This window comes from Bradyrhizobium sp. UFLA05-125 (assembly GCF_059803515.1).
The window spans coordinates 87,263-106,637 of record NZ_JBANBJ010000011.1 but is presented as its reverse complement, the minus strand read 5'-3'; the positions used below and the strand labels follow the sequence as shown (position 1 = coordinate 106,637).

20 protein-coding genes and 1 tRNA gene are annotated in these 19,375 nt (G+C 63.9%); 11 read left to right on the top strand and 10 right to left on the bottom strand.

Annotated features, from left to right (window positions below; all coding sequences use genetic code 11):
- Positions 1 to 34: 34 nt before the first annotated feature.
- Positions 35 to 1,063 carry an alpha/beta hydrolase gene (locus SO156_RS13770; RefSeq protein ID WP_498535139.1) on the top strand — a complete coding sequence of 343 codons (1,029 nt, stop codon included), beginning with the start codon at positions 35 to 37 and terminating at the stop codon, positions 1,061 to 1,063.
- 40 nt (positions 1,064 to 1,103) lie between these two features.
- On the opposite strand, the gene SO156_RS13765 is transcribed toward SO156_RS13770, so the two are convergent.
- Entirely contained in the window at positions 1,104 to 1,397 is a 294-nt protein-coding gene (locus tag SO156_RS13765; RefSeq protein ID WP_449381148.1) for a GYD domain-containing protein, read from the bottom strand.
- Positions 1,398 to 1,521: 124 nt separating this feature from the next.
- Positions 1,522 to 1,875 (bottom strand): VOC family protein, encoded by a 354-nt coding sequence (locus SO156_RS13760; protein WP_458148046.1) that lies wholly within the window; start codon positions 1,873 to 1,875, stop codon positions 1,522 to 1,524.
- Positions 1,876 to 1,989: 114 nt separating this feature from the next.
- On the opposite strand from SO156_RS13760, the gene SO156_RS13755 reads away from it, so the two are divergent.
- The 4 genes from SO156_RS13755 (at position 1,990) to SO156_RS13740 (ending at position 5,838) form a co-directional block, all read left to right on the top strand.
- Positions 1,990 to 2,184 (top strand): hypothetical protein, encoded by a 195-nt coding sequence (locus SO156_RS13755; protein WP_458148045.1) that lies wholly within the window; start codon positions 1,990 to 1,992, stop codon positions 2,182 to 2,184.
- A gap of 101 nt (positions 2,185 to 2,285) precedes the next feature.
- Positions 2,286 to 2,362, top strand: a tRNA-Arg gene (locus SO156_RS13750).
- A 200-nt stretch (positions 2,363 to 2,562) separates the two neighbouring features.
- A complete protein-coding gene (locus SO156_RS13745; RefSeq protein WP_498535138.1) occupies positions 2,563 to 4,569 on the top strand; it encodes an SPFH domain-containing protein in 2,007 nt (668 codons plus the stop codon).
- 129 nt (positions 4,570 to 4,698) lie between these two features.
- A complete protein-coding gene (locus SO156_RS13740) occupies positions 4,699 to 5,838 on the top strand; it encodes an amidohydrolase/deacetylase family metallohydrolase (protein ID WP_498535137.1) in 1,140 nt (379 codons plus the stop codon).
- 274 nt (positions 5,839 to 6,112) lie between these two features.
- Here the strand turns inward: SO156_RS13740 and SO156_RS13735 are convergent, their stop codons facing one another.
- Together SO156_RS13735 and SO156_RS13730 are read right to left on the bottom strand one after the other, a co-directional pair.
- Complete coding sequence (locus SO156_RS13735) at positions 6,113 to 7,723, bottom strand: ABC transporter substrate-binding protein (RefSeq protein WP_498535136.1); 1,611 nt, start codon at positions 7,721 to 7,723, stop codon at positions 6,113 to 6,115.
- Between the two features lie 299 nt (positions 7,724 to 8,022).
- Complete coding sequence (locus tag SO156_RS13730; protein ID WP_498535135.1) at positions 8,023 to 8,748, bottom strand: alpha/beta fold hydrolase; 726 nt, start codon at positions 8,746 to 8,748, stop codon at positions 8,023 to 8,025.
- A 161-nt stretch (positions 8,749 to 8,909) separates the two neighbouring features.
- Between SO156_RS13730 and SO156_RS13725 the strand changes: the two genes are divergently transcribed.
- The gene (locus SO156_RS13725; RefSeq protein ID WP_498535134.1) at positions 8,910 to 9,890 is read left to right on the top strand and encodes a helix-turn-helix domain-containing protein; all 981 of its coding nucleotides are present in this window, start codon (positions 8,910 to 8,912) and stop codon (positions 9,888 to 9,890) included.
- A 9-nt stretch (positions 9,891 to 9,899) separates the two neighbouring features.
- Here SO156_RS13725 and SO156_RS13720 read toward each other — a convergent pair whose 3' ends face one another.
- From SO156_RS13720 to SO156_RS13710, 3 genes are read right to left on the bottom strand one after another with little or no spacing between them, the layout of a single operon-like run.
- Positions 9,900 to 10,463, bottom strand: a complete 564-nt coding sequence (locus tag SO156_RS13720; protein WP_498535173.1) for a TlpA family protein disulfide reductase — start codon at positions 10,461 to 10,463, stop codon at positions 9,900 to 9,902.
- 40 nt (positions 10,464 to 10,503) lie between these two features.
- Positions 10,504 to 10,968 carry a DsrE family protein gene (locus SO156_RS13715; protein WP_498535133.1) on the bottom strand — a complete coding sequence of 155 codons (465 nt, stop codon included), beginning with the start codon at positions 10,966 to 10,968 and terminating at the stop codon, positions 10,504 to 10,506.
- 22 nt (positions 10,969 to 10,990) lie between these two features.
- On the bottom strand, positions 10,991 to 11,419 hold the full coding sequence (locus SO156_RS13710; RefSeq protein WP_498535132.1) for a DoxX family protein: 429 nt from the start codon (positions 11,417 to 11,419) through the stop codon (positions 10,991 to 10,993).
- Between the two features lie 103 nt (positions 11,420 to 11,522).
- Here SO156_RS13710 and SO156_RS13705 point away from each other — a divergent pair, with 103 nt between their 5' ends.
- On the top strand, positions 11,523 to 12,407 hold the full coding sequence (locus SO156_RS13705; protein ID WP_458148036.1) for a LysR family transcriptional regulator: 885 nt from the start codon (positions 11,523 to 11,525) through the stop codon (positions 12,405 to 12,407).
- 19 nt (positions 12,408 to 12,426) lie between these two features.
- Here the strand turns inward: SO156_RS13705 and SO156_RS13700 are convergent, their stop codons facing one another.
- Positions 12,427 to 13,572 (bottom strand): acyl-CoA dehydrogenase family protein, encoded by a 1,146-nt coding sequence (locus tag SO156_RS13700; protein WP_458148035.1) that lies wholly within the window; start codon positions 13,570 to 13,572, stop codon positions 12,427 to 12,429.
- A 126-nt stretch (positions 13,573 to 13,698) separates the two neighbouring features.
- Here SO156_RS13700 and SO156_RS13695 point away from each other — a divergent pair, with 126 nt between their 5' ends.
- The gene (locus SO156_RS13695; protein ID WP_498535131.1) at positions 13,699 to 14,391 is read left to right on the top strand and encodes an alpha/beta hydrolase family protein; all 693 of its coding nucleotides are present in this window, start codon (positions 13,699 to 13,701) and stop codon (positions 14,389 to 14,391) included.
- Between the two features lie 12 nt (positions 14,392 to 14,403).
- Here SO156_RS13695 and SO156_RS13690 read toward each other — a convergent pair whose 3' ends face one another.
- The gene (locus tag SO156_RS13690) at positions 14,404 to 15,378 is read right to left on the bottom strand and encodes a ketopantoate reductase family protein (protein WP_498535130.1); all 975 of its coding nucleotides are present in this window, start codon (positions 15,376 to 15,378) and stop codon (positions 14,404 to 14,406) included.
- A gap of 172 nt (positions 15,379 to 15,550) precedes the next feature.
- On the opposite strand from SO156_RS13690, the gene SO156_RS13685 reads away from it, so the two are divergent.
- The gene (locus SO156_RS13685; RefSeq protein WP_498535129.1) at positions 15,551 to 16,351 is read left to right on the top strand and encodes an enoyl-CoA hydratase-related protein; all 801 of its coding nucleotides are present in this window, start codon (positions 15,551 to 15,553) and stop codon (positions 16,349 to 16,351) included.
- 226 nt (positions 16,352 to 16,577) lie between these two features.
- Here SO156_RS13685 and SO156_RS13680 read toward each other — a convergent pair whose 3' ends face one another.
- Positions 16,578 to 16,832, bottom strand: coding sequence for a hypothetical protein (locus SO156_RS13680; protein WP_498535128.1), 255 nt, complete (start codon positions 16,830 to 16,832; stop codon positions 16,578 to 16,580).
- A gap of 148 nt (positions 16,833 to 16,980) precedes the next feature.
- Here SO156_RS13680 and SO156_RS13675 point away from each other — a divergent pair, with 148 nt between their 5' ends.
- Together SO156_RS13675 and SO156_RS13670 are read left to right on the top strand one after the other, a co-directional pair.
- Positions 16,981 to 18,345, top strand: a complete 1,365-nt coding sequence (locus SO156_RS13675) for an FAD-dependent oxidoreductase (RefSeq protein WP_498535127.1) — start codon at positions 16,981 to 16,983, stop codon at positions 18,343 to 18,345.
- 21 nt (positions 18,346 to 18,366) lie between these two features.
- Entirely contained in the window at positions 18,367 to 19,371 is a 1,005-nt protein-coding gene (locus SO156_RS13670) for an ABC transporter substrate-binding protein (protein ID WP_458148030.1), read from the top strand.
- Positions 19,372 to 19,375: the final 4 nt, after the last annotated feature.

Below are 19,375 nucleotides of genomic sequence, written 5' to 3'. Positions count from 1 at the left end.
TAGTCGAGTCTTCGCGTGGAAAGGAATTTTGCCTATGGGATGGCGGACATTTGTCACGGCGATTGCGTTGACACTGCTGTCGTGTCACGCGAATGCCGCCGATGAGGAGGCGCCCAACCGCGCACCGGTGAAGGCGGTCGCCGACGCCCGCCTTGCGGTCGGCGATCAGGGTGTCCTGCCACTTTATCTCTCCAGCGATTGGGCGCTGCCACTGCCAGCGATCACCCGCGCCGTCATCGTGCTGCATGGGCGGTTGCGCAATGCGGATGTTTATTACAAGTCGGCGCGGGCGGCGCAGGCGGCGGCCGGCGACGAGGGCCGGGCCACCATCATGATCGTTCCGCAGTTTCTGGCGCAAATCGACGCCGACGCATACAAGCTGCCCGACGAGACGCTGCGCTGGTCGCTGGAGGGATGGGAGGGCGGCGAGGCCGCGCTTGCGCCAAACCCGGCCTCCTCGTTCGAGGCACTCGATGCGATCCTCGCCAAGCTCGGCGACCGGCGCATCTTCCCCAATCTCAAGCAGGTCGTGGTGGCCGGTCATTCCGGCGGCGGCCAGGTCGCGCAGCGTTATGCCATCGCGGGCAGGGGCGAGGCGGCGCTGTCGCGCCAACACATCGAGGTTCGTTACGTCGTCGCCAATCCGTCATCCTACGCATATTTCAGCAGCGAGCGGCCCGAGCCGTCGATCGCCGCCTCCTGCGCCGGCTACGACAATTGGAAATACGGCATGGAGGGGCGACCGCCTTATCTCAGCGACGCCACGCCCGCCGCGCTCGAACAGCGCTATGTCGAGCGCGAGGTGATTTATCTGCTCGGCACGCTCGACACCAATCCTGAGCATCCGGCGCTGGACAAGAGCTGCATGGCGCGCGCGCAAGGACCCTATCGCTACGCCCGCGGCCACGCCTATGCCGACGCGATGGCCAAGCGCGACCACGGCACGCCCAATCACAAGCTCTTCGACGTCGCCGGCATCGGCCATGACGGCGACAAGATGCTGACCTCGAAATGCGGGCTCGCGGCGCTGTTCGATCTGCCGGGCTGCACTGCGGACCGGTGAGCCCGCACCCACGCTGGCCGAAGTGTCGCGCGCTTTTGCGTCAGGCGATCTTGCCGACGATCTTCGTCATTTCCGCGCCTGAAAAAGCGCGTAGCGTTTCCGTGCGGACATTGCCGAGTGCGCCAACGCTGACGCTGAGCGACATGGCCGCGGCCTCATCTGGAGCCTCGAGAAGGGTCACAAAGTCATATCGCCCCTGCGTCCAGACGAGCTCTTTCACGGTCACGCCGAATGTCTTCGCCATTTCCTTGAAGGCGTCGGCCCGCTTCGGTGAATCCTTGACGTTGCGGATTCCCTGGTCGGTGAAGTTTCCCAGCACGACATAGGCCACCATGGTCGTCCTCCCTGGTTAGAGCCCGATACACTTCTCGCATGAGGAAACCGCACTGAGCTTGCCACAGCGGCTGAGACGCCGCCACTTGCCCATTGGGGAACGTCAGCGGGCATGACTTATCGGATCAGGACAACGGCCGCGCAAAGCTCAGCTCGTGGCCGTCAGGGTCGGTGAGATGGAAGTAGCGCTCGCCCCATTCGGCATCGCGTGGCGCGGTCGAGGGCTGCCATCCGGCCGCGAGCGCGCGCTGATGAATGGCATCGACGTCGGCGACGTAGAAGATGACGCGGCCCCACCAGGACCAGCGCTTGTCCGTGGGCTGGGCGATCAGGTTGAGATAACCGGGACCGGCGCGGAAGCTCGTGAACGCCTGGGCTTCGCCCCCGTGCAGAATCTCAAAGCCCAGCGAACGATAGAAGCCGACGGCACGTGCCATGTCATGGGTGGCGAGGGTGATGGCGCTGATGCTCTCGATCATGGTGGCGCTCCCGATGGACCAAATCGGGGATATTAGAGCGGGGATGAAACGATTGACGATGGTCAATGTTTCGCTTTGCGGGAGAAATGGACATCCAACAGGCGGGAGGTTTTGATGCGGATACCTGCAACGCCGGATGGCGCGTTACCAAAACCCGGAACGGCGGAGGCGATCGCGCTCGGCTGCACCTGCGCCGTCATTGCCCATGACTCCAAGACGGATGAGCTCGAGCCGTCCGGGATGCTGGCCGCTCCGGACGCGAATTGCCCGGTTCACGGCGCGGCGGCCCAGCTCGAGGAGCATGATTGAGACCGCCGCGTTGCCACCCATTCGGCGCATCGCAAGGCTGGCGATTTGCGACCTGCTCTGCTATGGAGGCCGCAAGCGCCTGCACCCTATGCAGGTTCCGCGGTCCCGTAGCTCAGCCGGATAGAGCGGCGGTTTCCTAAACCGTAGGTCGGATGTTCGAGTCATCCCGGGATCGCCATTCTCAAGTCCGGTTTTTCAGAACCGATCGCGTTTCTTACTCCGTCCCGTCCGTCAAGTAGCCAATAAAAAAAGATTGGCACGGCTTTGCGCGACACGCGGCTTGCGAAGCAGGCTCCGTATTCACATCTGCGCTCCCGCAATTCTGGGGTGTGGCTTGGTTAACCAAAGCCGCCCAGTTGCGAATTGTGGAGATGAACTATGGACTTCAATGGTTTCAATGGCGCCTGGCCGATCCAGCCCGCGCTGTGGGCCGCGGCAGTGATCGCGCTTCTGATCCTGCTGCGCGTCGCCAATATTTTCCGTTATATCCCGAACAACCAGGTCGGCATCGTCGAGAAGCTATGGACGACCAAGGGCTCGATCGCCGGCGGCTTCATCGCGCTGAACGGGGAAGCCGGCTACGAGCCGGAAGTCCTGCGCGGTGGCCTGCACGTGTTCTTTCCGTTCATGTACCGCATCCACAAATCGGATCTCGTCACGGTCGGACAGGGCAAAATCGCCTATGTGTTCGCGCGCGACGGCGCGCCGCTCGGCGCTTCGCAGGTTCTCGGCGCCAATGACACCGAGCACAAGTCGGACTTCGAGGACACGCGTCGATTCCTGCTCGGCGGCGGGCAGAAGGGACCGCAGCGCAAGATCCTGCGCGAAGGCACCTATGCGATCAACACGACGCAGTTCGCGATCATCACCGATGAACGCGTCTACGGCCATGCCCTGAGCGAGCAGGAGCGCGGCGTGCTCGACGCGATGCAGCTGACGATCGCCGAGCGATGGGGCTTTGCGCCCGTCGTGCTCGCGGCCGATCACGACTTGGTCGGCATCGTCACCGTGCATGACGGTCCGTCGCTGCCTTCAGGCGAGATCATCGCGCCCGAGGTCGGCGTCGATCTGCACGACGATGAGACCTTTCACAATAATTTCCAGGAGCCCGAGCAATTCCTGAGAGCCGGCGGTTATCGCGGCCGGCAGCTTCAGATCATCGTCGAGGGCACCTGGTACATCAATCGCCTGTTCGCGACCGTCGAGGCCGTACCGAAGACGGTGATTCCGGTCGGCAACGTCGGCGTCGTCATCTTCTACACCGGACCCAAGTCCGACGACGTGTCGGGCGACCAGTATCGCCACGGTGAGCTCGTCCTCAATGGCGGTCGCGGTGTCTGGCGGGATCCGCTGCTGCCCGGCAAGTACGCGTTCAACACCTATGCGGGCAAGATCGAGATCATCCCGACGGTCAACTTCATCCTGAAATGGGTACGCGGCGAAGTCGGTGCGATGAAGCTGGATGAGAATCTGTCGGAGATCTCGCTGATCACCAAGGATGCGTTCGAGCCGACGCTGCCGCTCTCGGTGGTGATGCACATCGACTACAAGAAGGCGCCGATGATCATCCAGCGCTTCGGCGACGTGAAGAAGCTCGTCGAGCAGACCCTCGATCCGATGGTCAGCGCGTTCTTCAAGAACATCGCGCAGAAGATGACGCTGATCGAGCTGCTGCAGAACCGCGCGTCGGTCCAGGAGGAGTCGGCCGGGCAGATGAAGGCGAAGTTCGCAAGCTACTCGCTCGACCTCCAGGAGGTCCTGATCGGTACGCCGCGCGCCGCCGCGGGCGACCACACGATCGAGGACATCCTGATCCAGCTCCGTTCGCGCCAGATCGCGCGTGAGCAGATCGAGACCTACCAGGAGCAGGAAAAGGCTGCGGTGCAGGAGCGCGCGCTGAACGAGGCCAAGGCGACGGCGGCCGCGCAGTCGGCGCTGACGCAATCGCTGATCCAGATCAAGGTGAACGAGAACGAAGGCGCCGCAGCACTCGCCCGCGCGCAGAAGGACGCAGAGACCCGAAAGGTGACGGCGGCTGCGGTCGGCGAGCAGTCGCGGCTCGAAGGTCAGGGCGAGGCCGATCGGGCGCTCGCGGTCGGCGCTGCGAACGCGCAGGCGACCAAGCTCTCGGTCGAGGCCTATGGCGGGCCGGAATTCCGCCTGGCCGAGCAAAACTTTACGAAGTTCGCGGAAGCCTTGACCAAGATCAATCAGCCGTTGGTGCCACAATTCCTGATGTCCGGCGGACCGGGCCAGGAGACCGGCAATGCGGGCCTGATCCCGACCGCGATGCTGAGCTCGATGTTCGGCCGCATGATGCCTGATGCGCTGGAGCGGCTGAAGGACGAGGCGCCCAAAACGGCCCGCAAGACCAATGGTCAGTGATCGCCGTCGATTTGCTTAGTCGGCGCGAAAATTGCTAACAGGACGACGAAACGGCCAGGCTGGAAGAATACCTTCCAGCCTGGCCCATTCCTGTTGCTTGCAATGCCATTGTGACACCCGGAGATGACGATGCCTTTTGACTTGATCCTGCGCGGCGGACGGGTCGTCGACCCCTCGCAGAAGCTCGACGCGGTGACGGATGTCGCGTTTTCGGGCGGCAGGGTCGCGGCGATCGGCAGCGGGCTCAAGGCGGATCCGGGGACCGATGTGCGCGACGCTTCTCGCTACATCGTGACGCCTGGCCTGATCGATTTGCACACCCATGTCTATTGGGGCGGCACCTCGCTCGGCATCGATGCCGAAGAATTCTGCCGTCTTTCCGGTGTCACTACTGCGGTGGACACCGGCAGCGCCGGTCCCGGCAATTTCGCCGGCTTCCGCAAGCATGTGATCGAGCCGAGCCAGGTTCGCATCCTCGCCTATTTGCACGTCTCGCATGCCGGCATCTTCGGCTTCTCGCACAAGGTGATGGTCGGCGAGAGCGAGGAGCTGCGGCTGATGAACCCCATCGATGCCGCCAAGGTAGCGGATGCCAACCGCGACCTCATCGTCGGGATCAAGGTGCGCGTCGGCCTGCACGCCTCCGGTACCTCGGGCATCGTGCCGCTCGATATCGCGCTCGAAGTGGCGGAAGAGGTCGGCATGCCCCTGATGGCGCATATCGACCATCCGCCGCCGAGTTATGAAGAGGTGCTCGCGCGGCTGCGCCCGGGCGACGTGCTGACCCATGCCTTCCGCCCGTTCCCGAATACGCCTGCGACCGCGCAAGGGACGGTGAAGAAGGTGGTGCTGGAGGCGCGCGAACGCGGTGTGATCTTCGACATCGGTCACGGCAAGGGCTCGTTCGCCTTCAAGACCGCGCGCGCGATGCTGGCGAACGGTTTCTATCCAGACACCATCTCGTCCGACATCCACCTACTCTGCATCGACGGTCCGGCCTTCGATCAGGTGACGACCATGTCGAAGTTTTTGTGCATGGGGATGTCGCTGCCCGACGTGATCGCGGCATCGACCGTCAACGCCGCGATGGCACTGCGCCGCCCCGAGCTTGGCAGCCTCAAGGTGGGCAGCGTCGGCGATGCCACGCTGATCACGGTTCGCGAAGGGCAGTTCGGCTATGTCGACGTGGTTGGCGAGCACCTCGCGGGCAGCCAGAAAATCGTGTCCGAAGGCGTCGTCATCGGCGGCCGTTGGTGGCATCCGAAGTAGGGCACGTGCGCGGTCGACGAGTTTCGTCTCTCCCCGCTTGCGCGGGAGGCGAAAAGTTTATTGTCGTCCCGGACAAGCGAAGCGCAGATCCGGGACCCATAACCACAGGATCGTATTTGACCCTGGATCGGTAACCCATATCTCGCGCTACAACTACTGCCTGGGGTTATGGATCCCGGCTTTCGCCGGGACGACACCGAACTTGTTGAAGCGGCTGCTGCAGAAACAGCAAGAATCCAAATGCGATTGCTCTGCCCCAAGCCGAGAGCGCAGCTCACTCATTCTTGTCCACGTTCCAGAACATCGGCGTCGCCGGGCCGTCGATCACGCCGGTGAGTGATTTGCGCCAGGCACTCGGCGCCTGGAACTGGCCGAGCGGAACGTAGATCACCTGGTCGTAGGCTTCCTTCTGCACGTCGAGCGCGATCTTCTTCTGCTCTTCCGGTGAAGTGGCGCGGGCAAACGCGTCGCGCAGCTGCTCGAGCTTGGGATCCTCTGACCAGCCGAACCAGCCGCCCTCCTTGCCTTTGCCGACCATCGCGCCATTGACGAGCGGGTTCATCGAGTCGGCCGCGCCCTGGTAGGTGAAGAACATGTTCCAGCCGCCTTCCTTCGGCGGCTTCTGGTTGGCCCTGCGGGTGACCACGGTCTGCCAGTCCATCGCCTGCAGATCGACCTTGAAACCGGCCTCGCGCAGGAGCTGTGCGACCACGATTGGCTGCGCTTTCAGCAGGATCTGATCGCCCGGCGCCAGGATCACGACGGGCGTGCCGTCATAGCCGGACTCGGCCAAGGCTTTCTTGGCTTCCGCCATGCCATTGCCCTTGATCAAGGTCTCGCCGCCCTCGTCGCTGGCGAACGGCGTGTCACAAATGAAGAATGCGCCGCAGAGCTTGTAGTATTTGGGATTGCCGATCTGCGCGTCGAGCACGTCCTTCTGGTTGATCGCGAGCATCGCGGCGCGGCGGATCTTCACATTGTCGAACGGCGGATGCAGGAAGTTCATCCGGCCGAACGATTGGAAGCCGAATTTGTTCAGGATTGCGATGTTGATGTCCGGGTTGGATTCGAGCACGGGCAGCAGGTCGAACGGTGGCGTTTCAACGAAATCGACATCGCCGGATTGCAGCGCGTTGAGCGCGGTCTGCGCGTCCGGCATGGTCAGCCACTCGACACGGTCGACCTTGACCACCTTGCCGCCCGATGTCCATTCGGCCGGCTCCTTGCGCGGCACGTAGTCGGCGTTCTTTTCGTAAACGGCTTTCACGCCGGGCTGGAATTCGGCAGCCACGAACTTGAACGGTCCGGAGCCGATCTGCTCCGGAATCTGCTTGCTGATCGGGGTTTCGGCCAGCCGCTTGGGCATCATGAAGGCGCAGATCGACGATGGCTTGGCTATCGTCTCCAGCACGAGGCCATAGGGCTCCTTCAGTTTGAGGACGATCGTTTTGGCATCAGGGGCCTCGATGCCTGCCGTGAAGTCCATCAGCTTGCGCGCCATGCCGTCGACGCTCGCGCCCCAGCGCTTCAGGGAGGCGACACAATCCTCCGCCGTCACCGGCGCTCCGTCGTGCCACTTCAGGCCGTCGCGCAAGGTGAAGGTGTAGGTCAGCTTGTCCGCGGACACCGTCCAGTCAGCCATCTGCGGCCGCACTTTGAAGCCGGAATCGATGCCCAGCAGCGTATCGTAGACCATATAACCATGGTCGCGGGTGATGATGGCGGTCGTGAAGCCAGGATCGGTGACGCGAAGGTCTGATTGCATCACCGCCGTCAGGATCTTCTTTCCGCCCGCGGCAGATGCAACCGATGTCCATGCAACGGGAAGTGCCGATGGCGCGACAGCCGCGAGCTGCAGCAGTTTCCGACGCGAGACGTGAACCATTCGCTATTCTCCTGACCTGACGCAAACGAAACCAGATGGCGGCTGCCGATGGCCGGCAGCGTATGGCGGGGCGCCACACGTGACAAGGAGGGTTGCTTCCACCGATCTGAATTCGTTTGCGACCAAGCAAGGGCTGTGCCGCCGAACCCGGCGGCGCGAGCGAATATCGAACGTCGTCTCGCTTTCGACGGACGCGCGTTAGAGTAGGATCCGGAAAAGTGCGGCGCGGTTTTCCGAAAAGATCATGCGCAAACAACAACCTAAAGCGCGATGACGATTCATCCTAATCTCATCGCGCTTTAGTCCCGCCCCGCCTCCAAGATCGCGCGTGCCAGCCGGGCCGGATCGGAGAAGCACAATTCGTGGCTGCCCGGCACCTGAACCAGGCGGAACAGGCCGAGCTTTTCCGACAGCCGCGGATGCCAGGGATAACCGTGCGGCAGCGCTGTATCCTCGGTGCAGTTGATGTAGGACTTCGCCAGCTGCATCTCGGCCGGGTTGGTCTTCAGCACGATCTTGTCGCTGAACGTCTTGAGGGGATGCGGATTGAGGATGTCGTAGGCACGCTGCGCCAGCTCGAGGTCAACGTCGTTGATGAACGCCTCGCGCCAGATCGGGAATGGCAGCACCACCGAGCCGTCGCCGCGCTCGGCGGCGATAGCCTCGAACAGGCCGAGATAGTGTGGCGGCACCAGGTCGTTGAGCGACTCGCCGTTGTTGGGGACGAAGGCATTCCAATAGATCAGCCGGCGGATCCGCTCCGGCACGAGGTCGGCGACCCCCGTGATGACCATGCCGCCATAGGAGTGGCCGAGCAGGATCACATCCTCCAGATTGTTCTCGACGAGATAATCGGCGATGGACTGGATCGCCTCCTTGAGTCCCGTGGTCTTGGCATCGCCCACCCGGTTGCCCTTGATCGTGGGCGTATGAACGGTGTGACCGGCGGCACGAATGGGGGCGGCGACGGGCTCGAGCTCGGCTCCGGTGTGCCAGGCGCCGTGGACGAGGACGTAGGTCGACATATTGTAGCTCCTCCGCAAGGATGGTTAGATCGGCGCGGCAATCACCGGCCGAAACCCTGCCGACTGAACGTCGATCATTGTCTTTGTTGCAGCCATATTGGGCCGGCCGGAGATCGGTCCGCTTGGCTGGCGCTGAACCGGATTGGTCTCGGAGCGAACTGATGGAGCAGGTCAATCCAGCAAGCCGGCCGCGGCACTTCGTCTGGAATACGGCCGAGATGCGACCGGCCGAGCAGTTTTCCTTCTATCGCGAGGCAATCTGCCAGGCGTTCATGAACCTGACGCCGGAATCGGCGACGACCTCGCGTTTTCCAGCGAAGGTCGAGACGATCAGGTTCGGCGCCGGCGCGGTCAACCGCGTGGTGTTTCCCGAGCATACCGTGCATCGCTCGCGCAGCGATATCGCGGCCTCGAACGAGAGCTGCTTCTATCTCAACTTCAAGCTCGCCGGCCGCTGCCGCATCCTGCAGGGGGATCGCGACGTCAGCCTGGCGCGCGGCCAGGTCGGCATCTGCGACAGCGACCGTGAGCTGGCACTGCGGCATGATCGCGGCCCGACGTTGGAGGTCGCTTCCTTCTGGGTGCCCTCGCGCGCGCTGCACGACCGTTTGCCTCCGGGCTTCGATTTCGAGGCCGAGCGTGTCTCCGATGATCCCCATGTCGGCCATCTCATCGTCGAGACGGCGCGCTCGCTCAACGCCGGCGCATTGCGGATGGCGGAGGAGGACAGCGTGCGCCTGTTCGGCGTGCTGCTCGACCTCGTGGCGCTGAGCCTGTCGCGCCGCTCGCGCGCGCAAGTCGCGGAAGCCGCGAGCTTTGCCGATGCCACGGTGCTGGCGCTCCGCCGCGCGATCCACGAACGGCTGCGCGAGCCGGGCCTGACGGTCGCCGCGGTCGCGGGCGCCGTCGGCATCAGCGAACGCTACGTGCACAAGCTGTTCGAGCGTTCCGGCACGACGTTCTCCGACTACATCATGGAACGCCGCCTCGACGGCGCCGCGGCGGATCTGAGGGATCAGGCCATGGCGCGTCGCGAGATCGGCGCCGTCGCGTTCGACTGGGGCTTTTCTGACCTCTCCCACTTCACGCGGCGTTTCAAGCAACGCTTTGGCTGCCGGCCGCGCGACTGGCGCAGCCGGTAAGCCTGCGCACTAGGCCTGCTCGCGATAAAACTGCAGCAGCGCCGTGCCCGCCGGCGACAGCCAGTCGGCGGCCCCCGTGATGTAGCCCTCGATGCGATTGCTACGCCCGATGAGATAGGTGATGGGCATGCCGAAGAGCCTGAAGGCTGCATCGGCCGGGTCGCTCGCCGCGGCGGCGACGCCATAGGCATCGACGTAGGAGAGGAGATGTTGCGTGCTGAGGCCGCCCAGGAAGTGCGTGATCTTCCCGAGATCCCTTGTGTCGGTGCAGATCGCATGGATGTCCAGGTCATCGCTCCGCGATCGCGCGAGGCTTGCCATGACTGGCAGGTCGAGGCGGCAGGCCGCGCACCAGGTCGCCCAGAAATTGATGATGGTTACGCGCCCCGGCTTTGCCATCAGCACGACATCCTTGCCACGCAAATCCCTGAGCCGCAGCGGCGGCATCGGCGCGCGAGGCCGCACCACGGTGAACTGGCTGCGTCCGGTCTCGAACAGCGGTGGCCACGGGCCATTTTCCGCATGAGCAGGACGCAGGCGAGCCAGTCCGAGCGCGGGCGCGGCCAAGAGCATCGCCCGTCGCGTCAGCCCGGTCCGGTTCACACGAGGCACATCACGCATGGATATAGGCCCATCCCCTGAGCTGGAGATCGACGACGCGGCCGATGCCGAACGGCACGAGCGCCGCGCCTGATATCAGCGGGATCGTGATCTGCTCCTTGGCCTCCGCGATCGATTTGGAGGATGCGCACATGCTGTAGCTGAGGTTCGGCAGCGATTGCCGCAATGTGGCCAGCGGCTCGGCGAGCGTGGACTTGTCCGCGCGAAACACCTCGATGCCCTTGCCGTTGGCGACGACCTCGATCATGAGCCTTGTGCCTTTCTCGGCAAAATGCGCTGCGAGATTGGCCGAGTAGCTGATCGCATGCCCCATGACATAGGGCTCGTTGCTGTCGATCAGGATCACCACGCCGTCGACGAGGCGATCCTCCTTGGCCGCGGCATGTGAGCTGGCCGCGGTCAGGATCGAGGCGCCCGCGATCAGTCCGCGGCGTGACAATGGGTTGGAGAGGACCATCGCTGGCGCCACGAGGTCTGTGTCAGAACCGACGCGCAGCAATCGGCGCCTTGCGGCCGCGTCCCCACAGCACGAAGAGAGCGAGCGCCAGCAGGACGAAGTTGAGCGGGGTCACCGCGGCCTCGCCGCGTGAGATGTGGAAGACGAGCGCAAACACCTGCAACACCGTGCAGCCGAGCGCGGCCAGCACCGTCAGCCGCGGCAGGATGCGCGTCAGCGCCGGCAGGAGAATGCCGATCCCGCCAGCGAGGTCGATTAGACCGATGGTGCGAACGAAGCCTTCCGAATACTGGCCCGCCCAAGGCATCATCTCGGCAAGCTGCGGAATAGGCGTAAGCAGCTTCATGAGTCCGGCTGAGCCAAAGGCCAGAAAGATCAGGACCTGGGCAATCCAGAGTCCGGCTCGAAGCGGGCGTCCCGGCGCGGCGGCTTCAATGGCGGTAGTCGACATGGTGGTTTTCTCCAATGAGTGGGTTGCCACCATTTGATAGTTTCACGATCTTTGATCATTATGCATTTCGGTAGGAGTTCCTTTCCTGGATGTTGATGATCTCATGGATTCGTTGGTCAGCATGAGGGTGTTCTGTCTGGTCGCCGAGCTGAAGAGCTTTGCGACCGCGGCCCAGCGCCTGCGCATTTCGCCCGCGATGGCGAGCAAGCACGTGATGCAGCTCGAGAAGCGGCTGGGCACGCGGCTGCTCAACCGGACCAGCCGGCGCGTGAGCCTCAGCGAGAGCGGCACGCTCTATTTCGAGCAGGCGCGCCAGATGCTCGATTCGCTCGACGAGGTCGAAGCCGCCGTCAGCAAGGCGACCGTCGTCCCGCGCGGCGTGTTGCGGCTGACGGCGCCGGTGTGGATGGCGAATGCGATGTTCGCCGGTGTGCTGGCGGAGTACCAGGCCCGCTATCCCGAGGTGCGCCTCGACGTCGATCTCAGCGGGCGGCTGGTCAACCTCGTCGAGGAAGGCTTCGATCTCGCGCTGCGCGCGACGGGCGCACCCGACGAGGCGCTGATCGCACGGCCGATTTCCGGCGTCCCGTTCTACATGGTCGCAGCTCCCGCCTTTCTCAAACGCGCTGGTCGCCCGACGAAGCCGGCCGATCTTTCCGGCCAGGCCCTGCTGCACTACGCGCTTTATCCGGGCGAGAGCTTCTCCCTTACCGGCGAGCGCGGCACCGAGACCATCAAGCTGAACCCGGTGCTGCGCAGCGGCAACGAAACGCTGCTTCACATGGCAGCGCTCGAAGGCATGGGCTTCGCTTTCCTGCCGAAATGGCTGGTCACCGACGACATCGCGGCCGGACGTCTCGAGCACGTCATGCCCGACCAGATCATCTTCGTCGGAAAGCTGTTCGCGGTCTATCCGAGCCGCAAATATCTCTCCGCGAAAGTCAGGACCTTCATCGACTTCGTCGCCGCCGACAAACGGATGAAGTAGCCACGCTACAGCGACCTGATTACAGCGATCTGGCGATCAACAGCTTCATGATCTCGTTGGTGCCGCCATAGATCTTCTGGATGCGGGAATCGATGAAGATGCGCGAGATCGGGTATTCCTGCATGTAGCCATAGCCGCCGAACAGCTGGAGGCATTCGTCGGCGGTCTCGACCTGCTTTTCCGAGCACCAGTATTTCGCCATCGAGGCGGTGACGGTGTCGAGATCTCCTGCGATCAGACGCTCGACGCACCAGTCGACGAAGACGCGGGCGATCATCGCCTCGGTCTTGCGCTCGGCGAGCTTGAACGCGGTGTTCTGGAATTCGAGCAGCGGCTTGCCGAAGGCGGTGCGTTCCTTGGTGTAATCGGTGGTGAGCTTCACTGCGCGCTCCATCGACGCGACGGCGCCGACCGCGAGCGAGAGGCGCTCCTGCGGCAGTTGCTGCATCAGTTGCACGAAGCCTTGCCCCTCTTCCTTGCCGAGCAGGTTTTCCGGCGGCACCGTGACGTTGTCGAAGAACAGTTCCGACGTATCGGAGGCGTGCAGGCCGATCTTGTCGAGGTTGCGCCCGCGGCGATAGCCTTCAGCGGCTGCGGTCTCGACCACGATCAGCGAGATGCCCTTGGCGCCAACCTCGCCGGTGCGCGCGACGACGATGACGAGGTCGGCGGCCTGGCCGTTGGTGATGAACGTCTTCTGGCCGTTGATGACGTAGGAATTGCCCTGCTTCTTCGCCGTGGTCTTGACGCTCTGCAGGTCCGAGCCGGTGCCGGGCTCGGTCATGGCGATGGCGCCGACCATCTCGCCCGATGCCATCTTCGGCAGCCAGCGCGTCTTCTGCTCCTCCGAGCCGTAGTTGAGGATGTAGTGGGCGACGATGGCGCTGTGGACAGAGACGCCGGTCGTCACCTCCGGCACCGTGCTCTCGATATCCTCCAGCACCGCGGCTTCATAGGCGAAGGTCGCGCCCAGGCCGCCATAGGCTTCGGGCACGCTCGGCAGCAGCGCGCCCATCTCGCCGAGCCCGCGCCAGGCGGAGCGGTCGACCATCTTCTGCGCGCGCCACTTCTCAGCATGCGGCGCGAGGTCCTTGGCGAGGAATTTCCGGAACTGGTCGCGGAAGATCTCGAGCTCTTCGGTCATCCAGGAGGAGCGATAAGACATAAAAACCTCGCATCGTGATGCAGTGGCGTAGGTACGCCAGCCGATAGCGGCAATTATTGTGTTTTCAGGCTGCGCCGGTGGCGCTACCAAGGCAACGGGATTCGAGCCTTTCAGGGTGTGTGATTTGTGACTGCCAAAACGACTGAGCTCAAGGCGACAGAGCTCAAGATCGACATCGAGCGCGTGGGCGTCGTCTCCGCACTGCTGACGATGCAGGACAAGCCCCGCGCCTGCTACGTCTTGGCCCATGGCGCGGGCGCCGACATGCGGCATTCGTTCATGGACAAGGTCGCGGCAGGACTGGCCGAGCGCGGCATCGCGACGCTGCGCTATAATTTTCCCTACATGGAGAAGAAGCAGGGCCGCCCCGACACGCCTGCGATCGCGCACGCCGCGGTGCGGGCGGCGGTCGACGAGGCGGCGCGGCTCTGTCCTGGTCTGCCGCTGTTCGCCGGCGGAAAATCGTTCGGCGGGCGCATGACCTCGCAAGCGCAGTCCAAGGCGCCGCTGCCCCGTGTGCGCGGGCTCGCTTTCCTCGGCTTTCCCCTGCATGCCGACAACAAGCCATCGATCGAGCGCGCGGCTCATCTCGCCGGGATCGATATCCCGATGCTGTTCCTGCAAGGCACGCGCGACCGGCTCGCCGATCTCAGCTGCCTCGAACCCGTGATCAAGGAACTCGGCCCGAAGGCTACGCTGCACGAGGTCGCCGGAGGCGATCACTCCTTCCTGGTCTTGCGGAAGTCCGGCCGTAGCAATGAAGAGGCGATTGAAGAGGTGCTTGATGCGCTCGCGGCGTGGATCGATGAGCTCATCTGAGCCTTTGCGCAGTCATCCCGCATAAAGCCCCTTGTCGCGCGCCTTCTGGATCGCGAGGGCCGCGACCAGGTCGAGTGACGGGGTCGACAGGCCCGCAGCGTGGGCAAAGGCGGCCGGCGCCTTCACCAGCACGTCGATCTCCATGGCGCGGCCGAGCTCGTAGTCCTGAAGCAGCGACGGCTTGTGGTTGGGCGCCGGGCCGCTCCGCGTCACCCGCTTGACCTCGGGGATGTAATGCTGAGCGATCTCGTTGGCCTCGTTGAGCAGGCGCGGAATGACGTCCGTGAAGGCGGGGTCGTTGCGCACCCCGCGCGCAGTCAGGCCGGTGAGCAGGCACAGCACTGTCAGCGACATGTTGGTCAACAGCTTTGACCAGATCGCCTCGCGGATGTCGGCAACCGGCGGCGATTCGAGCTTTGCGTCGTTCAGGGCTGTGCGGAGCCGCGCGATGCGCTCGCTGTTGCGATCGTCGCATTCGCCGACCAAGAGCCGGTTGCGGTCCGGGGTGAGGTTTTCGACGATGCCGGGCTCGACCACTTCATTGGAGGAGAATACGACGCCGCCAACGATCCGCTCCTTGCCAATCGTTTTCTTCAGGCGCGCGCCGGGATCGAGGAAGGCGAGGTCGGGCGGGGCGGGGTGCCGCGGCGGTAGCCCAATATTGTACCACCAGGGAATGCCGTTCTGCGCGAAGACGATCGCGGTTTCTTCGCCAAGCAGCGGCGCGATGCCGGTGACGAGGCCCGGCAGGCCGGTTGCCTTCAGCGTAGAGATCACGACGTCCTGCGGCCCGAGTTGGGCCGGATCACCGGAGGCGCGGACCTTGGCACAAATTTCCGCCTCGCCGACGCGCAGCTTCAGGCCGTTGGCGCGCACCGCCTCCAGATGCGGTCCGCGCATGACGCAGGAGACCTCGTGGCCGGCGCGTGCAAGCCGCACCGCGAGGTGGCTGCCGACGGCGCCCGCGCCGAAAATGCAAATCCGCATGATATGACCGCCCCGTCCCGAGGATTGATCTTTGGCTCGCGCCGGCGGCCAGCATGGCACAAGCCGCCATGCGATGGGCGCGACCGCCTCCCCGCGGAAAGTGATGGATCAAGGGGCGCGGCCACGGTCATAGTGCGTGGCCTGAGAAAGAATAATGCCGAGAGGATCGCCCATGCCGGCCAGCCCCGTTTTGTGGACCCTTGATGAGCGCGGGGTCGCGACCATCACGCTCAATCGACCCGAGGTCAACAATGCCTATGACGGTGCGCTGATATCAGGTGTGCTCACGGCGATGGACGAATTGGGCGGGAAACCCGATTTGCGCGTCGTGGTGCTCAAAGGCAACGGCAAGCATTTTCAGGCCGGCGCCGACCTCAAATGGATCAACAGCGTGCGTCCGCAATTGCCTGGAGAGAACGAGGCCGCCTCGCGGGCGACCTTCGAGGCCGTGCAGCGGCTGAACACGCTGCCGATCCCGACCGTGGCCCTCGTGCAGGGCGGCTGCTTCGGTGGCGGCACCGGCGTGATCGCGGCTTGCGACGTCGTGATCGCGGCCGACAATGCGCTGTTCTCGATCACCGAGGTGCGTTGGGGCCTGACCGCTGCGATCATCATCCCGCAGCTCTGCGACGCCATCGGCGTGCGTCAGGTCCGCCGCTACGCGCTGACCGGCGAGCGGTTTGGCGCCGAAGAGGCGCGCCGAATTGGCCTCGTTCATGAGGTCGTGCCGTTCGCAGAGCTGGAGGCCGCCGGTGCGAAGGTCATCGAGCAGTTGCTCGCCAACGGGCCGGAGGCGATGGCGGAAACCAAGCGGCTCGCGCTGGAGAGCTCGTTCGGCGGCATGAGCGTCAATGACGCCGCCTATGCGCGCCTCGTTCATTTGCACTCGCTCAAGCGCCAGAGCGCGGAAGCGGCTGAAGGGCTGGCGTCCTTTGCCGAGAAGCGCGCGGCGAAGTGGGGCGGCAAGGCCTAAAGCAGGATGAGAAGAAGCTCGATTGTTGCCGCGAAGGCGGTGCGCTCCCTCTCCCGCTTGCGGGGGAGGGCTGGGGTGGGGTGTTTCCGCAATGGACAATCCCCGCGTGGAGAAAGCCCTCACCCGGCGCTTCGCGCCGACCTCTCCCGCAAGCGGGAGAGGTGCAGCGAGTTCGGGGCAAAATCGATCTTGCCAATGATCGTCAGCGTGTGCTCGGCTTCTTCGCTCAGCAGCCGCGGCAGATGCCGCTCATGCTGCGGTAGACCGCGTCGTCGTCCTGCCGCATCTGCTTGAGCGATTCGAGCGTCGTGCTCTCGCGTGAGGGCTCGGGCTTGCGCTTGGCCGCAAGCTCTTCCTCCTGTCGCTTGTAGCAGGCCTCGCGGTCGGCCTTGGCCTGGATGAAGCGGCAGTTCTGCTCCAGCGCGGAAGCGGGCGCGGCGGTGATCGCAAGGCAGATCAGCGAAATTAGAGTGCGTTTCAAAGGTATCGATCCTAGGGGGACGCCTGTTCTGTCAGTTCCGCTGAACGGGATCAATCGTCTTGTGGCGCCACAGGGCTTTACATCGTCGATCGCTTTGTCGAGATAGCAAGAAAGGCCGCCTTGGGCCTCAAACGACCGGAAGATCGTCTTGCACCAAAAATCCATTCGGGAACCTGCGCGCCAGGTGCCGCTCTACGGCGAATATGAAGTGGTCGTGCTCGGCGGCGGGCCGGCCGGCATCATCGCAGCGGCCTCGGCCGCGCGGGCAGGGCGGCGAACGCTCCTGATCGAGCGTTACGGCTTCTTGGGCGGCATGGGCACGGCCGCCGGCGTCACCAATTTTTGCGGCTTGCACGGCAATGTCTATGGCAGGCACCACCGTCTCGTGCAGGGCATGGCCTCCGAGCTGCTCGCGCGGATCGACCGGCTGGATGGCCTCAACGAGCCGCATCTGATCCTCGGCAAGGTCTTTGCGCAGGCCTATGACACGGCCGCCTACAAGATCGCGGCCGATGATCTTCTCGCCAGCCACAAGGTCGATATCCTCTTCCACGCACTCGGGGCCGGCGTCGTGATGGGCGATGCGCGCCGCATCGACGCGCTGATGGTCGAGACCAAGGCGGGACGGCAGGCGGTGCGAGCCGAGATCTTCATCGATTGCTCCGGCGACGGCGATCTCGCAGTCTGGGCCGGCGCGCCTTTCGAGATCGGCGACGAACACGGCCATCCGCTTTATCCGTCGATGATGTTCCGCCTCAATGGCATTGATCCGGACAAGGCTGGCGAGGCCTGGCGCACCATTCCGCAGTTGATGGAAAAGGCGCTCGCCGCCGGCACGCACAGCTTTCCGCGAAAAAGCGCGATCGTGCGGCCGCAGCGCCACGGCATCGAATGGCGGGTGAATTTCACCCAGGTCGCGCGCGAGGACGGCCATGCCATCAACGGTGTCGAGCCCGACGATCTCACCCGCGGCGAGATCGACGGTCGCAGGCAAGCGCTCGCGGCTTTCGAATTCCTGCGCACCGTCCCGGGCTTTGAAAAATCCTACATCGTCGACCTGCCGCCGCAGCTCGGCATCCGCGAGACTCGCCGCATTACGGGGGCCTATCAGCTCAGCGGCGAGGACGTGCTCACCTGCGCCTCGTTCGAGGATTCCATAGGCGTCAATGGCTGGCCGATCGAAGCGCATGTGCCGGGCGACGTCGTCTTCACGTTCCCGCCAATCCCGGAATCGCGCGGCTACAACGAATTGCCGTATCGCATGCTCCTTCCGGAGGGACTAGACAATCTCCTGGTCGCCGGCCGCTGCGCCTCCATGACCCATGAGGGCCAATCGGCGGCACGCGTCTCCGGGGCGTGCTTCGTGATGGGGGAGGCGGCCGGTTCCGCCGCTGCGCTGGCGCTGGCAGGCAACCAGATCCCGCGTGACATCCCGGTTGAAAAACTGCAGGAAACATTGAAACAACAGGGCGCCTTCATCGGGCGGGACCAGACCGTGCCAGAGGGCCTGTAAAGAGACGACGGAGGAAGACGGATGGGTTGGGTTGCGCGGTTCGCGGGTGTGGGTTTGTTGGCGCTGACGACGATTGGAGCAGCGCAGGCCGAGGAGCCGCTAAAGGCTAAAATTGGCGTGCTCAGGCTGTCGTCCTCCGCGCCAGTCTTCATCGCGCAGGACAAGGGCTATTTCCGCGATGCCGGCCTCGATATCGAGCTGAAGTTCTTCGATGCGGCGCAGCCCATCGCCGTCGCCACGACCTCGGGCGACGTCGATTTCGGTATCACCGCCTTCACGGCCGGTCTCTACAATCTCGCCGGCAAGGGCACGCTGAAGGTGATCGGCGGCATGAGCCGCGAAAAGGCCGGCTATCCCCTGATCGGCTATTTCGCCAGCAACAATGCCTACGCGGCTGGCCTGAAGACGCCAAAAGATCTCGCCGGCAAGCGCGTGGCGATGACGCAGGTCGGATCGTCCTTTCACTATTCACTCGGCCTGCTCGCGGACAAATACGGCTTCAAGCTATCAGACGTGAAGATCGTGCCGCTGCAATCGCTGTCGAATGCGGCGGCTGCGCTGAAGGGCGAAACGGTCGACGCCGCGCTGCTTCCGATCTCCACCGCGCGCAAGCTGATGGACGAGGGCGGCGCGAAATTCCTGGGCTGGGTCGGCGATGAGACGCCCTGGCAACTCGGCGCCGTGTTCGCCTCTCCCAAGACGCTCGCCAACAAAGTGCTGGTGACGAAGCTGCTCGGCGCGCTGGCAAAAGCCGATCGCGAATATCACGACGTCATTCTCGCCGCGATGAAGGACGGCACCGTGCCGATCAACGAGCAGACAAAACCGCTGCTCGAGATCATTGCCAGGTACACCAACCTTCCGGTCGAGCAGGTGGTCGGCAATTGCGCCTATATCGATCCCGACGGCAAGCTGGACGTGAAGAACGTCGACAACCAGATCAAATGGCTGCAAGCGCAGGGCTTTGCCGACAAGGGCTTTGATGCGGATACGATCATCGCCAAGGATTATGTGAAGGCGGATTGATGCC

Bases quoted from the DNA above. Each gene is read 5' to 3' on its own strand.
- SO156_RS13720 (WP_498535173.1), bottom strand. From the start codon at position 10,463: ATGCTCTTGGCCGCGCCCGCGCTCGGACTGGCTCGCCTGCGTCCTGCT.
- SO156_RS13745 (WP_498535138.1), top strand. From the start codon at position 2,563: ATGGACTTCAATGGTTTCAATGGCGCCTGGCCGATCCAGCCCGCGCTG.
- SO156_RS13690 (WP_498535130.1), bottom strand. From the start codon at position 15,378: ATGCGGATTTGCATTTTCGGCGCGGGCGCCGTCGGCAGCCACCTCGCG.
- SO156_RS13670 (WP_458148030.1), top strand. From the start codon at position 18,367: ATGGGTTGGGTTGCGCGGTTCGCGGGTGTGGGTTTGTTGGCGCTGACG.
- SO156_RS13765 (WP_449381148.1), bottom strand. From the start codon at position 1,397: ATGGTGGCCTATGTCGTGCTGGGAAACTTCACCGACCAGGGAATCCGC.
- SO156_RS13755 (WP_458148045.1), top strand. From the start codon at position 1,990: ATGCGGATACCTGCAACGCCGGATGGCGCGTTACCAAAACCCGGAACG.
- SO156_RS13710 (WP_498535132.1), bottom strand. From the start codon at position 11,419: ATGTCGACTACCGCCATTGAAGCCGCCGCGCCGGGACGCCCGCTTCGA.
- SO156_RS13740 (WP_498535137.1), top strand. From the start codon at position 4,699: ATGCCTTTTGACTTGATCCTGCGCGGCGGACGGGTCGTCGACCCCTCG.
- SO156_RS13725 (WP_498535134.1), top strand. From the start codon at position 8,910: ATGGAGCAGGTCAATCCAGCAAGCCGGCCGCGGCACTTCGTCTGGAAT.
- SO156_RS13760 (WP_458148046.1), bottom strand. From the start codon at position 1,875: ATGATCGAGAGCATCAGCGCCATCACCCTCGCCACCCATGACATGGCA.
- SO156_RS13700 (WP_458148035.1), bottom strand. From the start codon at position 13,572: ATGTCTTATCGCTCCTCCTGGATGACCGAAGAGCTCGAGATCTTCCGC.
- SO156_RS13735 (WP_498535136.1), bottom strand. From the start codon at position 7,723: ATGGTTCACGTCTCGCGTCGGAAACTGCTGCAGCTCGCGGCTGTCGCG.
- SO156_RS13715 (WP_498535133.1), bottom strand. From the start codon at position 10,968: ATGGTCCTCTCCAACCCATTGTCACGCCGCGGACTGATCGCGGGCGCC.
- SO156_RS13705 (WP_458148036.1), top strand. From the start codon at position 11,523: ATGGATTCGTTGGTCAGCATGAGGGTGTTCTGTCTGGTCGCCGAGCTG.
- SO156_RS13770 (WP_498535139.1), top strand. From the start codon at position 35: ATGGGATGGCGGACATTTGTCACGGCGATTGCGTTGACACTGCTGTCG.
- SO156_RS13685 (WP_498535129.1), top strand. From the start codon at position 15,551: ATGCCGGCCAGCCCCGTTTTGTGGACCCTTGATGAGCGCGGGGTCGCG.
- SO156_RS13730 (WP_498535135.1), bottom strand. From the start codon at position 8,748: ATGTCGACCTACGTCCTCGTCCACGGCGCCTGGCACACCGGAGCCGAG.